This window comes from Stenotrophomonas sp. GD03680, assembly GCF_029844625.1.
Classification (GTDB): domain Bacteria; phylum Pseudomonadota; class Gammaproteobacteria; order Xanthomonadales; family Xanthomonadaceae; genus Stenotrophomonas; species Stenotrophomonas maltophilia_P.
Genome location: NZ_JAOCKC010000004.1, coordinates 163,979 through 177,901 on the forward strand (window position 1 = coordinate 163,979; position 13,923 = coordinate 177,901).

A 13,923-nucleotide genomic window follows, 5' to 3' on the forward strand; every position below is an offset into this window, starting at 1 on the left:
GGTCAGTCCTCGCGGATCTCTTCGAAGATTTCCGGGCCCAGCACGATGCGGCCGCGGTACGGCTCGACCTTCGACAGGTCGACGGTCGCCTTGGTCAGGCTGATGTGCGGGGTGTAATCCGGGTAATCGTGCGATCCGCCCGCGCGGATGATGCTTTCATGCCGCCAGCACAGCTGCGCCGACGCGAACAGGATCACCGCCGACATACCACCCAACGGCTCAACCGCGCGCGGGCCGCCCTCGGGGATGACCAGCTCATCCTTGCCGCCGTTGCTCCACTCGTTGGCGTTACCGGCCTTGATCCAGTCGAACGCCTGGCGCGAGTAGGCGACGGTCACATGCAGGTCATCCTGCAGCTCTCCGATGCCCTGCTCCTTCGCCCAAGCCACGATCTCGTCGGCATTCACCACCTTGCGGCTGACATACAGCGATCGCGGCTGAGCGTCGGTCACCGGCGTGGCGGCGGCGCGCTGCTCGTCGTCATCCTCATCGGTGGATTCCTGCGGGGTGGAGTTGCTGTACTCGAGCATCTCGGCTTCCAGGCCCGGCGCGACGCCGGCCTCGGTCAGCATGTTTACCGCCACCGTGGACATCACCTCATCCGGCAGCAGCCTCGTTTCGGAGATGGTCTTGATGGTCTCCGCAGTGGTCTTGCCAATGGTCGCGCGTTCGGTGTCGGTGGTTTGCCACAGGCTGCGCCAGTTGTAGAACACCTCCGGCGGCCGCTGGCCCAGCGCCGAACGGATCAGGCACTCGTCCAGCACCTGCAGCGCCGGCTGCAGCACCAGCTCCTGGTTGCTGCTGATACGGTCGTAGTAGTTCCGCAGGTCGCTCTCGCCGCTGGCGTTGAGGCCGCCTGGCGACTGGCCCAGCAGGCGGGTCATCGGGATGTCCGACGCGCCAGAGGTCAGCTGCATGAAGCCCATCAGCAGGTCGATCAGGCCGCCGAACTGCGCCTGCTTCTGCTCATACTCTTCGCCGGCGTCCAGCAGCAGCGTGCCATTGATGCCCTTCGCCATGGCCGCCAGCTGCAGCCGCTGAAGCACCTGCTGCTCATACTCCTTGTCCGCCAGCATGGACATGAAGTTCGGGATCTTGATGACGTCCACCTTCGCTTCGAATACCAGCGACGCAATGTTCGCGGAGCTGGCGTCGGCGTCCTTGATGGCCTTGCTGATCGCCAGCAGCACCGAATCGCCCCACCCGTCGCCGATGCCGAACTCCGGATCAGGCTTTTCCGCACCGTGCAGGATCACCAGCCGCGACGGATGGATCTGCACCTGGCCAGCCGTGCCGCTGCTCAGGGTATAGAGCGCTGGCAGACCGTAACCCGGCGATTCCGGGTCAAGGTCCAGCTCGCCGGCCTGCAACACGCGCTTTGAAAGCACGTTGATGTGGCGGATGCCGCTCTTGCCAATGGACTCAGGCTTCAGCGGCAGCGTAGGGTCCGATTGGCCCGTGCCGATGTAGAGCGCGGCGCCGCCAGTGAGCCGAGCGCGGATCATCGCCTTCAGCACCTTCTGCTGCAGGCCCAGCCGCTTCTCCTCGGCCTCGATCGCGGTGATCTGCTTCTGGTCGGCGCTCCAGCCGCGCCATTTCCGGCAGCTGTCCATCGCCGGGATGTCGATCACCTTCCGCGCCAGCCAGGTGCCGCGGTAGGCGTTGTCTGCCTCCTGCTCCGAAAGGGTCGGAGTGCCGTAGAACGTCGAGGCCGCCTTGTCGCGCGGCGTACCCAGGTTGGCCACCAGATTGACCAGCCCGTCTTTGATTTGTGCGAGCTTGCCCATCAGAGCGCGTTCCCCAGGTTGTAGGTGCTGCCGGTGACCAGCTCAGCGAAGGCGCCTGACAGCGCATCCACCTGATCGTCGTGCTTGGCATTGGGGAACTCGGCGATCTCTTCCAAGAACGCCGCGACCCACGGGCCATTCACCAGCTTGATGTTTCCGGCCTCGGCCTGAGCCTCAACCGGCGTTGCCCGGACCTCCTTGGATCCGGACTCCAGCGCCGCCTTCACGTCCCAGCCGGCCAGCAGCCTGATCTGGTGCGCGGCGTTGCTCTTGCCTGCGGCGCCTGGATCCTGCGGGATTCTGACCTTGATGGCCCGGCCGTCCTGCAGCGCAGTGTTCTTCAGCATCCGCTCGACGCCGGCTGGCGACACCTGGTCGCGCACAACGTCCAACACGTAGTAGGTGCCGCCGATCTCGCCCAGCAACAGACCAACGGTGTAATCCGGATCGCTGCTGGTCGTCTCCTTCGGGTCAGTTGCGGCGAAGTCCCAGCGCCTGACCTTGCGTGCAGCTGGAATGGCCGGCGCAGCTTCCACCACCTCGAACCATTCCCGCTTGAATGTGCCGCCGTCGCGCGGCGTGGGCCGCTGCTGGTACTGGCCAGCGTAGGCATAGCTGCCTTTCGCCCGCTTCAGCCGTTCGATCTCCGCGCGCGGGAAGCGCTCGGGGAACAGCAGCTCGCCCTCCTCGGTACGTGGATCTTCGAAGAACAGCTCGCCATCGATGTAGGTGCGGCACGGGCCGCCGGTCTTCTTTCCGTCCTTGTCGACCCGCTCTGCCTCGAACTCCATCGGGAGGTTGAGGTGAACGAAGCCCAGGTCCAGCTCCATCGCCACCGCTGCAACGTCCTGCTGGTGCAGGCGCTGCATGATGATGACCATAGCCGACGACGTGATGTCGTTGAGGCGGTCGGTAATGCCCTCCCGGAAGATGCGGACGGCGGTCTTGCGCTCGGCGTCACTCTCTGCCGTTTCGGTCGAATGCGGATCGTCCACCTTCACCCGGTCGCCGCGGCCACCAGTCATGGAGCTGAAGGGACGGGCCTCGCTGAAGCCGTTGCCGGTGTTCTCGAACTTGCCCTTGGCGTTCTGGTCGCCGCGCAGCTTCATCGGCCAGGCCGCCTGAAACTGGTCGCTCTCGATCAGGCGCCGCAGCTTCAGGTTGTCGCGCAGGACGTTCGGCTGGCTGTAGGAGGTGGCGAGCGTCTGCAGGTCCGGGCGGCCGACCGGGCCCCATTCCCACGCCGTCCAGAACACCATCAGCAGCGACTTCATCATGCCCGGCGGCACGGTCATCAGCAGGAACTGGATACGGCCTTCGGTGACTGCCTCCAGGTGCCGGCACATGGCCCGCAATGCCCAGCCAAACTTCAGCGGTCTGGTTGGCTCCAGAACCCGCCAGTGCTCCTTGATGAAGCCCTCCAGCGTCTGCGATCGCGCCCGGATACCTTCGACGTCCTCAGCGATTCGCGCGCGTTCTCGATCAGCCGCCCTCCTCGCCCGCTCCGCTCGGATCTCCGCCAGCGTCGGCAAGCGGACCGAGAATCTGTTCGAGGCGGTCGAGTTCATGGTCTGAAAGCTTGCTCAGGTCGTAGGTGCCAATCGCACCGCTGTGCTTGTGCTTCTCCACCAGGAGGCCGGCCAGCTTTCCCTTGCCCATCGTGGCTGTAACCGCCGCGCTGGCCTGTTTCTCCTTCAGCGCCAGCACGCGGGCCTGCTCCAGCTCGGCCATCAGGCTGTCGACGGTCACCTCGGCTTTCTTGGCCACCTTCTGCTGGCCGGCGCGCACCGCAGCCTGGATGCGCGGCTCAGTCAGGAGCCGTGAGCCTTGCTGCTTGGCTGTCTTGTCGCTGTATCCAGCGCGGATGGCCGCCTGGGTGCCGTTGTGGTCCTGCAGGTACTCCTGGACGAACCGCTGCTGTTTCGGCGTCAGCGGCGCTGCCCGGGTGGGTGTGGTCTTTGCCATGGTCGTGGGCGGAAATTCCGCAAGTGGTGTGGGCTTGGTGGTGAGGCCACCATTCGGCAGCGAACGGAAATCGCGGAAGTGGAGCGATCAACCACGTTCCGTCAACGTCGACCTCACGGCGAAACATTGGGTTTCCGCTGTCGTGTACTACGTCCTCACCCAAACGGAGCAGCACCGCACATGGCTATTACCTTGAGCAACGAGTTCCTCTCCACTGCAGTCCAGCTCATCCTTGCCGTGACTTCACTGGTCACCGCCATCAACTGCCGCCGCCCTCGCAGGTAGCGGCGAGGTGGCCGACAGAAACGCGGCCCGGTCGGTTGCGATCACTGCCTGGCAGGCGCGGACGTGGTCGTCCGCGTCTCGCCCGATTTGAACAAGAGCTCCCGCGACCTCTGCTCGTAGTTGGGCTGCCTGGTCACGTTCGACGGCGCCGGCGGCGGCTTCGGACAGGCGAGCGGTATTGCAGGTGGCGAGGTCGTCGCGCAGCTGGAGGCTGCCATCACGCACGCCAGCAGCAACAGCAGCAGGGACGGCCGTGGCCGCAGTCCGGTCTTCTTCATGCTTGGCTCCGATGGTGGCCAGCGCCTCGGCCTGGCTGCGTTCGACGGCACGGGTCTCGGTGAGCTGCTGGACTTGGCCTGCGCTGGTGCTGGCCTGCTGCAAGGCTTCCCCGGTCTCGGCGCGGTCGCCGCGCCAGGCCCAGCCGGCACCGAACATGCCGGCGGACCACGCGACAAACACCAGGAGGTAGATGGCGATGCGATTCACGTCAGGCCCCCGGACCCTTGCGGGTCATGCCGAAGAAGTAGCCGATGACCATGCCGGTCGCGTTGTTCAAGCCGCCAATCAGCATGCCGAACGAGTCCTTGTTCTCCGGCGGGATGGCCACCGCGATCAGGGCGGCCATGGCCATCCCCAGCAAGAACAGCACCAGCACGGCGATGCCGACGCGCGCGGCGCCGATGTTGCGGGTCGCGAAGGTCATGCGGCACCTGCCAGTGAGTGGATTTCCTCCAGCGCCCAGTGGTAGAGCTGCTGGTCGATGATGGTCACGCGGGTGAGACGCTTGCCGCGCACGACCTTGACGGCAACCTGGGTGGACTGCTGGACCGCGAGCAACACGAACGCAATGCGCTGTTTGGTCGGGTCCGGCTCCTGCAGCACCGCCAGCGCGTCGCTGACCATCTCGCGGATGGCCAGCAGCAGCTCGGCGGTGGGGTTCTTGGCCTTCTGACTCTCCAGCACCACCAGCACGCCCTGCAGCTGGTTGACCGGAGAGAGCTTCGCCTTTCTCTTCGCGGCCATCATGCGAGGCCGAACAGCTTCTTGGCCTGAGCCAGCCTGAGCTTCCTGTCCTCCAGCCCGTTGGTTCCGCCATTGATACGCTTCGTCACGGCCACCACGTCGTCGCGGTCCGCCAGGGAGTTCAGACCCTTGCGCTTCCAGAACCAGCCCGCAGCTACCGCGGCCCACGGGAGCATCGCCACCGCCTCCGGCTCTCGCAGGAAGTAGTCGCCGCGCCCCATGGCATGGCTGAACGCCGCGTAGTTCTCACGCCCGGTCAGCTGGATCAGGCCGCGTCCCTTGAAGCGCACGCCGTCGCCGGGCTTCACGTTGCCCAGATCGGCCCTGCCTTCGTACGCCTTCCCCGAGGCGTACTCGGTGGCCGTGCGGAAGCCATCCGATTCGTGCGCCACCTGGGCCAGGAAGTGCGCCTTCTGCAGCGCGGTCACGATGCCGAACTGGATACACACGTCCTCCAACGGCTTGGCGTACTGGCCGGCGCCCATGGCGGCGGCTACGGTTTCGGTGCTCACCATGGTGTCTCCGTCGATAGGTGCGCGATCACCGCTCTGGAGCGGAACCTCGCGCGAGGTGGGGGTGCCCGCCCCTCGACCGGCTTCGATGCACGGTATGGTTGGTCCGGGGGGCTGCGGGCGTAGAGGGCCGATCACCACCGCTGCCTAGGCGCTGCCCGGCCTCCAAGGGCCGTGCGCAGACCGCCCGCCTGCGTGGACGCCAGCCCCAAGCGCCTCACGGCGAGCGGAGGGGGATTCGGCGCGGTGGTTGATCGGTGTTCTGGGTCCCGGAAACGCAGAAGCCCCAGCGCAGGGCCGGGGCTTCAGGGACAATTCTTGACAGTTGCAGAATTAGGGCATTCGGGTGTGCAACTTGTCAAGCGCATCGCGCGCGCATTCGTCTATGAGCTGGTCGGACATAGAGCCCGCAAGGTGAAAGAGTTGGGATGCTTGGCTTTCAACCAGTCGGTTTGGAGGGCCGACATTCCAAGAGCAGTAAGGTGCTAGTGCGTCGAAAGCCAGAATTGCATCTTGGAGGAACGACCTGATTTCCTTTGTCCCGAGCATTGCTTGGGAAAGATGCGAGCTGCTGCTCTTTTTGTCGTTTAAGTGTGCCACGCCGTTGTTGCGAACGTGACAGATCGCCTTCCACAGAACTTCATGGTGGGTGTAAACCTGCCGCAGCTGGCGAGTTACCGAAATATCGGCCCCCTCGGCCTCCAGCGAGGCCGCTATGCTCGCCAACGTGAGTCCGCGCCCGGATCGGTCGAGCAGATTGAAAACAGCGACAATCATGCAGTCGAAAGCGTTGTTCACCAGTACGATATAGATCTCACAGAACCTGTCTTTCACTTTCAGGTTCTGCGGATTGTCGACATATTCGCTGATACCAGTGAAAACCCAATAGCTCTCGACCGCAGAGCGGATTTCTTGGCAGATCTCACTGACTTGATCCGCCACATGCATTTTCTTCGCCATTACCGGCCACCTACGCGGCCATCCTGCCGCCCACAAAGTCTACTCCGCGCTGCAGCTCCCGGCGGTACTGCCAGACCGACAACGTGCCGTTGTACTTCTCCGCGACCATGCGGGCCTTCACCGCCTGGCTGGCCGACACGGTGAACTCGGTCCGAACGATCAGGGCGCGCATCGGGTACTGCCGCTCCATCGATGCCAGCGCTCGATCGATCCAGCGCAGATCGTCGGGGACACCTACATCAACCGCTATCTCCGGGTTGTCGTGGGGATGATCTGCGTCGTTGGAGGCGCGAATCGGATCCGCCGCCCACAGTGGCACGATGCGCAGGCCTTTCACGCCGGCGCCAGCCGCCATCAGGCGGCGTCGGTCGGTCCCGTCGCGGCCAACCAGATCCTGGATAGCCCGCTCCCGCGTCAGCGGGGCGTGGTCGCGAACCTTGTCCAGGACATGCACGCTCCTGTCGGCGCGGCTCAGTGCAAACCGATTCACCTGGGCGTGGCCCCAGCGTCGCAGATCTTCGGTCAGCGGATCAGTGTTGCGCATCGCGCATGCCCTCCAGTACGGCGTCATCGAATCGGAATACCGGCAGCTTTTGGTCGGTGTCGCAGGTACCGGCCCGCTCAGGCCAGCCCTTGCAGTGGAAGCCAGCGGGGCCGGCGATGCGGAACTGGCAGACCGAGCATCGGCCGTGCTTCTGCACGTAGGACCGGTACCGCTTCTGCATGCGCAGCTCGGCGCCGGTCATGCGGCGGCCTGGCTAAAAAGGCTGGGCTCTGCGGCCAGATGCTCGATGACCAGCTCGACGCGGGCGCCCTTGGCATCCGGCTCCATGCGCTCCAGCAGGATGCGGCGGTGCTTTTTGTCGTCTACCCACGCCACGCCGTTGAGGGCATCGGACAGCACCTTTTCGCAGTTGCCCAGGTCGATGCACTGCACAGTGTCGTCCCAGGTGTGCGGATCCCGGCGCGCGCGCTTCGCCCAGTCCTGCGGCAGGTTCGGGTACAGGCGGATGGTAAGCGCAATCCGACCGGCATGGGGCTGGCCGACCCCTGCAGCCTTGGCCAGCCATGCAACCTCGGCCTTGTAAGCCTTCGCCTCCTTGGTCGGGACCATGACGGCATGACCTTTGATGATCACAGCGCGCCAGTAGCGGTTCGAGCTGATCGGGTACGGGAGGGTCAGGTGGATCATCGTGCGGCCTCCTTCAGCTGCAGTCGGGAAAGGGTGACGTTGAGGGCGGCCAGCTCGTCCATCTTCATGACGAGCCACATGCGTTTCTGGCCGTGGATGCCGTTGAAGCTGCCTTGGTGGCAGTCCTTGCACAGGGCCACGGTGGTGAAGTGCTGGCCCTGGTTGATGTGGTGGGCGTCGCTGGGGCCAGGTCGGCTACACACGCTGCAGGGCAGCAGCTTCACCGCATCCACATGGCGCTTCTCTGTCGGCGTGAAGGCCTTGGCGTTCTTCGTCCTCATGCGGCTGCACCGAGAGGTAGAATCCGGGCCAACGACAGGGGGAAGCCATGAAACAGGGACGGACGGATAGAGACTGGGCGATGGTTGCGGTAATGGCCTGCGTCGCCGGGGCGGTTGTCACCTGGGCAGTGTTGAGCAAGCACCCACCCCAGCCTCGCCCGCCCATCGATGTTGATTGGCCCGCGTGGGTACAGGCGGTAGGCTCGCTCCTCGCGATATCTGCGGCTGTATGGGTACCGAACAGAATTGCCTCCAAGGAGCACAGCCGCTTGGAAGGCATCCGACGATACAAGGCTCGGGGCTTGGCCTTCGTCCTGAAGCCATTGGTCACTGAAATGATTTCCGGCGCCAGCACGGCTGCATATCGGTGGAACCGTGGATACACGGAATTCGACGACGACGCTATGACGGATGGATTGGTCGTCCCCACAGCGCTCAATGATCTGCTCTTGGATATGCACGTTCTCGGTGAAGCTGGAAAGTCCATTCAGGAGGCAATTGTTGCCATTCAGAAGCTGCGGATCGCCATCTTCTCCGACTATTCCTACCTGAGGTACGCCGGTGTCTACGTTGACCACGATACTGGGGAAGAGTTTGAAATGGACGAGCCGGATGATGTTTCTAAAGTGATCAACGAAACCCAGACAAAGCTCAGATTTGCCTTGGCAGAGCTGAATTCGATTCTCGATAGTTAGTTCGATCACGCAGCCTGCTCCGCTTGACGGCCATTGACCATCCGCCAGTACTCCGCGCGCACGTCGTCCAGCATGACGTGCGCGTAGTGGTCACCGATCCAGGCGGTGATGCCCTTGAAGAACGTGGAGAAGTCCTCCTCCTCCATCGAATCGAAGGCCAGAGACTGGGCCACCTTCACCGGGATGGTGCGGATCTCCGGCAGCACCGCCGCCAGCACCTTGCGCGCGCCGTCGCCCAACACCGTCTCGGCCGCATCCAGCAGCGCCTTCACCACCGGGCTGGCGTCCATCTCCACCATCTCGCAGCAGATGCCCGACTCCAGCTGCACCTGTTTCAGCGCGGCATGCGCGTCCAGGTCACGGAACGTCTCGACGTTGTCCACCAACAGGTGTCCGATGACGTGGGCCAGTCGGTGGAACGCGGCATTGCGCGAGGCCTTGATCTCCAGCCGGTACTCATGCCCGACACGGTAGCCGCGGTCCTTGGCCAGTCTGCGATCGATGTCGTTGCTCGGAGCGAACGCGCCAAGCTCCTCACCTGTTGCCGGATCCACCAGGCGCATGCAGGTGGCGTAAATGGGGCGGCTGGCCCGCTTCGCGCGGATCTTCCGCGCTGCTGCTGTCATCGCGGTCATGCGTCGTCTCCTGCGACCATGTCGTGGCGGCTGCGCCGGCGTCGGCCAGAAGCCGGCACGTCAAAGTCGTCATCGCTACCGCCGACGGTGGATGTGCCCTTCAGGCTGTAGTTGGGCCGGGGGCCGGTGTAGTCATCGAACGCACTGCACTGCAGCCGATGCTGCAGGTAACAGGTGCCGGTCTCACCCTGGCGGTTCTTCGCCACAATCAGTTCGGAAATCCCTGGCGCGCCGCATGCTTCCTTGCTGTAGTAGTCGTCGCGGAACAGGAACGCGATCACGTCGGCGTCCTGCTCGATCGCGCCGGACTCGCGCAGGTCGGCCATGCCCGGGCGCTTATCGTTGCTCTTCTCCACGCTGCGGTTGAGCTGCGACAGCGCCATCACAGGGCATTTCAGGTCCTTGGCGAGGCCCTTAAGCCGGCGCGAGATGTACGACACTTCGTCGTTCCGGTTCTCCGACTTCCCCTTGCCGGTCAGCAGTTGCAGGTAGTCCACCACGATCAGGCCAAGCCCACCCGGTACCTTGGCGTGCATCCGGGATGCCCGCGCGGACAAGGCATCGACCGACAGAGCACCGCAATCATCGATCGCCAGCGGCAGCGACTGGATGTAGTTCCTGGCCTGCGACAGCCGCGCCCATTCGTCGTTCGTCAGTGCACCCTTCTCGCGCATACGGTTGAGGTCGACCCCAGCGTGCGCCGCCATCAGGCGCAGGCTCCACTGCGAGGCGGACATCTCCAGGCTGAAGGCCGCGACGTTCCTGCCGCCGGCCGCCGCATCCTCAGCCCAGTTCAGGGCGAGCGCGGTCTTGCCCATGGACGGACGCGCGCCGAGCACCATCAGATCAGTCGGCTCCAGGTATGGAATCTTCCGGCGCACGTTGCTCCACTTCGGGACCAGGCCCCGCGTGCCCTCGCCGTGGAACCGGGCCTCCATTTCGTCCCACGCCTTCTGGACGCCGCTGCGCACCATGACCAGGCCCCCGCTGCCGCTGGACCTGACGGTGAGGCTCGCCAGCTTCGTGGCCGACGCAGAAACGACCTCCTCCGCTTCGTCGTCGCTGGCACCGTAGGCCCTGTTCGCGATCTCGGTGGTGGTTTCGATCAGCCGCCGCAGCACCGCCTTGTTGCGCACGATCTCGGCATAGGCGCGAACGTTGGCCGCCGATGGCGTACTGCTGGCAAGGTCGATGCACAGGCTATTCAACTCCTGCGCGTCGATCTCGACGTTCGCCATGATCCAGTCGCCGACGGTCACCACGTCGACCTCGCGTTTCAGATCGGCCACACCGCAGATGCCCTGATAGATCAGCTGGTGCTCGCGGCGATAGAAGTCCTCCGGGGCCAGCTGGTCGCGGACCTGAGCCAGCGATTCGCCCACCAGCAGCAGCGCGCCGAGGACCGACTGCTCAGCCGGCACGGAATGAGGCGGCACGCGCAGCTGCGCGACGTTGTCCAGGTAGTCGGGCACCGCGCTCACGCTGCCTGCTCCTGCTGGGCCTGCTGCTCCTGCTGGTCCTGGCGATCACGTTCCCGCTCGGCATCGCGTTCGCGCTTGACCTGAACGCCGCTGGTCGTCAGCTCGCAGCCGCCTGCAGGCGGGCACCACCAGAGCTTGAACCAGTTCCGGCGCACGGCATCGCGGAAGTGGGCGCGCCAGTCCTTCTGCTGCTTGCCGCTGTCCCGGTGCTTGAGGGCGAACTCCCGCCACGCCAGCGCAATGAACTCCCGCGGGATGCCGGCATCGTCAGCGAAGTCGAAGATGGGATCGTCAGTGCGGATCATTCGCTCGCCGGCAGCCCGGCAGGCCTCCACAAATTTCGGGAAGGTGACCAGCTCGCGCTTCGTCCGCTTCGCCTTCGGCTTGCCACCGCCCTTTGATTTCGGATCCACGTCGTCGCCCCCCTTGGGGGGTAAGGGGGGTTCTTGTGTTCCTTGGGGTGTTAAAGATGGGGTGTTAGGGTCGCCCTGTGCGACCACCCCTGGTCGTCCTGTGCGACTAGGGTGGTGGTCCTGTGCGACTAGGGGTGGTTGTTCTGTGCGACCACCCCGGTCGTCCTGTGCGACTACCGGGAACGCAATTTGGTAGGTGTTCGAGTCAGCCTCGAGCCGACCGGAGGGACCTGCGAAACGGATCCTGCTCTTCTTCTTCAACCACCCCTGTGTGACGGCGATCTCCACGTGACGGATCACGGTCGCACGGTTCAGCGAAGCCCCGGCTGCGATGGTCCGATACGAAGGGAAGGCGCCATCACCATGCTGATTCATGTATGTGCCGATCACCAGCAGCACCAGCTTCGTGGTGCCCTCCAACTCGGACTTCGTCACGGCAGACTGCCAGGAAAACTGGACGCTCACGCAGCCCCCTTCAGCACCAGCAGGCATCCGGCCAGATACCAAATCTGCCGGACGTGGATCATGGCCTTTGCAGTAGCGTTCATGCCCCACCCCGCTCCGCCGCTGCCTCAGCGTGCTGGCTCACCTGCACAAGGGCCGCGATCACGCGCATCACGTCGCGGGAGACCCTGCCCGACTCGTTGCCGGTGATGCGGTTGTCGGCCATGACCTGAGCGATGGTCTCTGCCAGGTCGCCCTTGGCGGCGGCCGCCACCAGCAACGCGTGGATGATCGAGCCCGTTTCTGGCGCCTCCACACGCTGGACCACGAAACCATGCGTCCCCGCGAGGGCGTGCAGGATCCGATAGTCCCCGGTCAGGCCCATCAGGCGATCAGCCTCCGCCAGGGTCAGATGGTGCGATGTGGTGTTCGGATTGACCTTGCTGTTCAGCACGGCCTCGGACATCGGCACACGCTCCCCATCCTTGTTCAGGCGGGTGAGGCGTTCTGCCAGGGGTCCAGCACCGCCCGGATAGTCGTGGACGGTGTCATACGCGGCATCAAGTACGTTCATGGGCGGATTCTCTAAACGTGGTTTGGCGGACTTCTGCGGCGCACCATTGCCGCCATGGACGAAATCAACTCAGGGAAGAAAGGCGCCCCTCTCCAGCGCAAGGCCCGCGGTCACCACACGCACGGGAAAGCTGGAGAGGGGCATGGAGCACGGTCAGGCCGCCACGTCTTGGTGGTCGGGATCGTTGGCTGGCGGCTGTCGGTAGTCTCCGAACAGGTCGGGGCGCAACGCCCTCGCCTGCCACTGCCGACCCTCGGGCAGCAGCTCATCGTCGGGCCACTGCGAAACCGCACCAGCCGTCACTCCGAAGAAGCGAGCCACGTCGGCGTCTTTACCGCCGAGGGCCTCCCTTACTGCGCGCTTGGTCATGTTCATGGCGCGAGTGTAGTGCTCTAAACGCATTCGTACAAGCTCACTAAACGATCAACTCGTTAAGCTCACTAAATGAGAGAGACATTCGCCGCCCGCATGGCCCTGGCCGTTCGAGAATCCGGACGCTCCCTGCAGGAGATAGCCACCCTCGCCGGAACGACCAAGGGCCAGGTCAGCCAATGGCAGACCGAAGGAAAGGTCCAGCCCGAGAACATCAAGGCGCACGTCGTCGAGAGCATCTGCGCTGCGCTTGCGATTCGGCCACGCTGGCTGCTCTATGGGGAGGCACCCATGCGAGGCGACGCCGGCCCGTTGCCTACTGTCTCCGCGCCTGAGATTCCCGCCGGTTATGTTCGCTTCCACATGATGGAAGGTCAGGCATCCGGCGGAGGTGGCATGGTGAATCAGGATTTCCCCGCAGTCCTCCGCGAGGTCGACGTCGCTGAATGGCAGGTTCGCAGCCAGATCGGCTTCCTTCCCGAGGAAGGACGTGTGCAGTTGATCACGGTGCATGGAGATTCGATGTACCCGGACATTCGCACGGGAGACGTGCTCATGGTCGATACGGCTCGCCGCTACTTCGATGGCGACGGCGTTTACCTCATCAACCTCAACGGCTACACGATGGTTAAGCGGTTGCAGATGCTCCCGAACGGCCTGCACATTGTCAGCACCAATCCGAAGTATCAGAGCGCCGTCGTCCCTTCAGGTGAACTGGATACGCTGCATGTAGCTGGGCGCATCGTTGGTGGTGCAATCATGCGCCGCGGCGAAGAGTTCTAAGGCTAATTCAAGGAGGAACCGATGGCTCTGATCGAGTGTGCGGAGTGCGGGAATCAAGTCAGCGACAAGGCAGCGGCATGTCCACGATGCGGCGCGCCGGTCAATGCAGCCCCCACGATCAAGGCCCACATTCCGCCGCCCGCGCGCGCCGTAACGTTCACGCCAATGACAGTGGGTGCAATCATCCTCGCTGTAGTGGCGGTGTTCTCCCTGGCGCTGTTTGTCCGCGGCTTCCAGCGATCGAATGGAGCGTGGAGCCAAAGCCAAGACACGGCAAATGAACAAGCGAAGGACCGGCGCACAATTGAATTTTGCGAGGAACGCTACAAGGAGATGAATGCAGATCGGCAGTACACGCCCGACATGCTCCAGTTCCATGCGAAGGCCTGCAGTCAGCTCCGCGAGGACTTCCAAACCAGGTGGGGGCGAGCCCCTTGACGCAATCCTGATCGATCATCCAAAAGCCCCGCCTGTCGGGGCTTTTTTGTGCCTTGGGATCGCTCTGGGCTGCCTCGTTTAGC

General features: G+C 64.1%; 20 protein-coding genes. 3 read left to right on the forward strand and 17 right to left on the reverse strand.

What is annotated here, in order from left to right; all coding sequences use genetic code 11:
* Nucleotides 1-2: 2 nt before the first annotated feature.
* The 12 genes from N5J29_RS06970 to N5J29_RS07025 all read right to left on the reverse strand — a co-directional run bounded on the left by N5J29_RS06970 (nt 3) and on the right by N5J29_RS07025 (nt 8,005).
* Nucleotides 3-1,787 (reverse strand): phage portal protein, encoded by a 1,785-nt coding sequence (locus N5J29_RS06970; RefSeq protein ID WP_197623137.1) that lies wholly within the window; start codon nt 1,785-1,787, stop codon nt 3-5.
* Nucleotides 1,787-3,355, reverse strand: coding sequence for a phage terminase large subunit (terL, locus tag N5J29_RS06975; protein ID WP_279924263.1), 1,569 nt, complete (start codon nt 3,353-3,355; stop codon nt 1,787-1,789). The genes N5J29_RS06970 and terL overlap by 1 nt, the downstream gene beginning before the upstream one ends.
* Nucleotides 3,270-3,752 (reverse strand): terminase small subunit, encoded by a 483-nt coding sequence (locus tag N5J29_RS06980; RefSeq protein ID WP_197623135.1) that lies wholly within the window; start codon nt 3,750-3,752, stop codon nt 3,270-3,272. The genes terL and N5J29_RS06980 overlap by 86 nt, the downstream gene beginning before the upstream one ends.
* Nucleotides 3,753-3,995: 243 nt before the next feature.
* Nucleotides 3,996-4,523 carry a hypothetical protein gene (locus tag N5J29_RS06985; RefSeq protein ID WP_279924264.1) on the reverse strand — a complete coding sequence of 176 codons (528 nt, stop codon included), beginning with the start codon at nt 4,521-4,523 and terminating at the stop codon, nt 3,996-3,998.
* A 1-nt stretch (nt 4,524) separates the two neighbouring features.
* Nucleotides 4,525-4,740, reverse strand: coding sequence for a hypothetical protein (locus tag N5J29_RS06990; protein ID WP_043034789.1), 216 nt, complete (start codon nt 4,738-4,740; stop codon nt 4,525-4,527).
* Nucleotides 4,737-5,060, reverse strand: coding sequence for a hypothetical protein (locus N5J29_RS06995; protein ID WP_197623133.1), 324 nt, complete (start codon nt 5,058-5,060; stop codon nt 4,737-4,739). The genes N5J29_RS06990 and N5J29_RS06995 overlap by 4 nt, the downstream gene beginning before the upstream one ends.
* On the reverse strand, nt 5,060-5,575 hold the full coding sequence (locus tag N5J29_RS07000; protein ID WP_197623131.1) for a hypothetical protein: 516 nt from the start codon (nt 5,573-5,575) through the stop codon (nt 5,060-5,062). Before N5J29_RS07000 ends, N5J29_RS06995 begins: the two co-directional genes overlap by 1 nt.
* A 330-nt stretch (nt 5,576-5,905) precedes the next feature.
* Nucleotides 5,906-6,532, reverse strand: a complete 627-nt coding sequence (locus N5J29_RS07005; protein ID WP_197623128.1) for a hypothetical protein — start codon at nt 6,530-6,532, stop codon at nt 5,906-5,908.
* A gap of 10 nt (nt 6,533-6,542) precedes the next feature.
* Nucleotides 6,543-7,076, reverse strand: a complete 534-nt coding sequence (locus tag N5J29_RS07010) for a hypothetical protein (protein WP_197623126.1) — start codon at nt 7,074-7,076, stop codon at nt 6,543-6,545.
* Nucleotides 7,063-7,278, reverse strand: a complete 216-nt coding sequence (locus N5J29_RS07015; RefSeq protein ID WP_197623124.1) for a hypothetical protein — start codon at nt 7,276-7,278, stop codon at nt 7,063-7,065. The genes N5J29_RS07010 and N5J29_RS07015 overlap by 14 nt, the downstream gene beginning before the upstream one ends.
* Nucleotides 7,275-7,724: a RusA family crossover junction endodeoxyribonuclease gene (locus N5J29_RS07020; protein ID WP_197623122.1), complete on the reverse strand. Its 450-nt coding sequence runs from the start codon at nt 7,722-7,724 to the stop codon at nt 7,275-7,277. Before N5J29_RS07020 ends, N5J29_RS07015 begins: the two co-directional genes overlap by 4 nt.
* Nucleotides 7,721-8,005 carry a hypothetical protein gene (locus tag N5J29_RS07025; protein ID WP_197623120.1) on the reverse strand — a complete coding sequence of 95 codons (285 nt, stop codon included), beginning with the start codon at nt 8,003-8,005 and terminating at the stop codon, nt 7,721-7,723. The genes N5J29_RS07020 and N5J29_RS07025 overlap by 4 nt, the downstream gene beginning before the upstream one ends.
* 47 nt (nt 8,006-8,052) lie before the next feature.
* Here N5J29_RS07025 and N5J29_RS07030 point away from each other — a divergent pair, with 47 nt between their 5' ends.
* Nucleotides 8,053-8,700, forward strand: a complete 648-nt coding sequence (locus N5J29_RS07030) for a hypothetical protein (RefSeq protein ID WP_279924265.1) — start codon at nt 8,053-8,055, stop codon at nt 8,698-8,700.
* 5 nt (nt 8,701-8,705) lie between these two features.
* On the opposite strand, the gene N5J29_RS07035 is transcribed toward N5J29_RS07030, so the two are convergent.
* The 5 genes from N5J29_RS07035 to N5J29_RS07055 form a co-directional block, all read right to left on the reverse strand.
* Nucleotides 8,706-9,335 (reverse strand): hypothetical protein, encoded by a 630-nt coding sequence (locus N5J29_RS07035; RefSeq protein ID WP_197623117.1) that lies wholly within the window; start codon nt 9,333-9,335, stop codon nt 8,706-8,708.
* The gene (gene dnaB, locus N5J29_RS07040) at nt 9,332-10,816 is read right to left on the reverse strand and encodes a replicative DNA helicase (protein WP_279924266.1); all 1,485 of its coding nucleotides are present in this window, start codon (nt 10,814-10,816) and stop codon (nt 9,332-9,334) included. The genes N5J29_RS07035 and dnaB overlap by 4 nt, the downstream gene beginning before the upstream one ends.
* Nucleotides 10,813-11,694, reverse strand: coding sequence for a helix-turn-helix domain-containing protein (locus N5J29_RS07045; RefSeq protein ID WP_197623115.1), 882 nt, complete (start codon nt 11,692-11,694; stop codon nt 10,813-10,815). Before N5J29_RS07045 ends, dnaB begins: the two co-directional genes overlap by 4 nt.
* Before the next feature lie 79 nt (nt 11,695-11,773).
* On the reverse strand, nt 11,774-12,247 hold the full coding sequence (locus tag N5J29_RS07050) for a phage regulatory CII family protein (RefSeq protein ID WP_197623114.1): 474 nt from the start codon (nt 12,245-12,247) through the stop codon (nt 11,774-11,776).
* Between the two features lie 153 nt (nt 12,248-12,400).
* Nucleotides 12,401-12,622 carry a hypothetical protein gene (locus N5J29_RS07055; protein ID WP_197623113.1) on the reverse strand — a complete coding sequence of 74 codons (222 nt, stop codon included), beginning with the start codon at nt 12,620-12,622 and terminating at the stop codon, nt 12,401-12,403.
* Between the two features lie 69 nt (nt 12,623-12,691).
* On the opposite strand from N5J29_RS07055, the gene N5J29_RS07060 reads away from it, so the two are divergent.
* Nucleotides 12,692-13,402, forward strand: coding sequence for a helix-turn-helix transcriptional regulator (locus tag N5J29_RS07060; protein WP_197623110.1), 711 nt, complete (start codon nt 12,692-12,694; stop codon nt 13,400-13,402).
* Nucleotides 13,403-13,423: 21 nt separating this feature from the next.
* Nucleotides 13,424-13,840, forward strand: coding sequence for a zinc-ribbon domain-containing protein (locus N5J29_RS07065; RefSeq protein WP_197623108.1), 417 nt, complete (start codon nt 13,424-13,426; stop codon nt 13,838-13,840).
* Nucleotides 13,841-13,923: the final 83 nt, after the last annotated feature.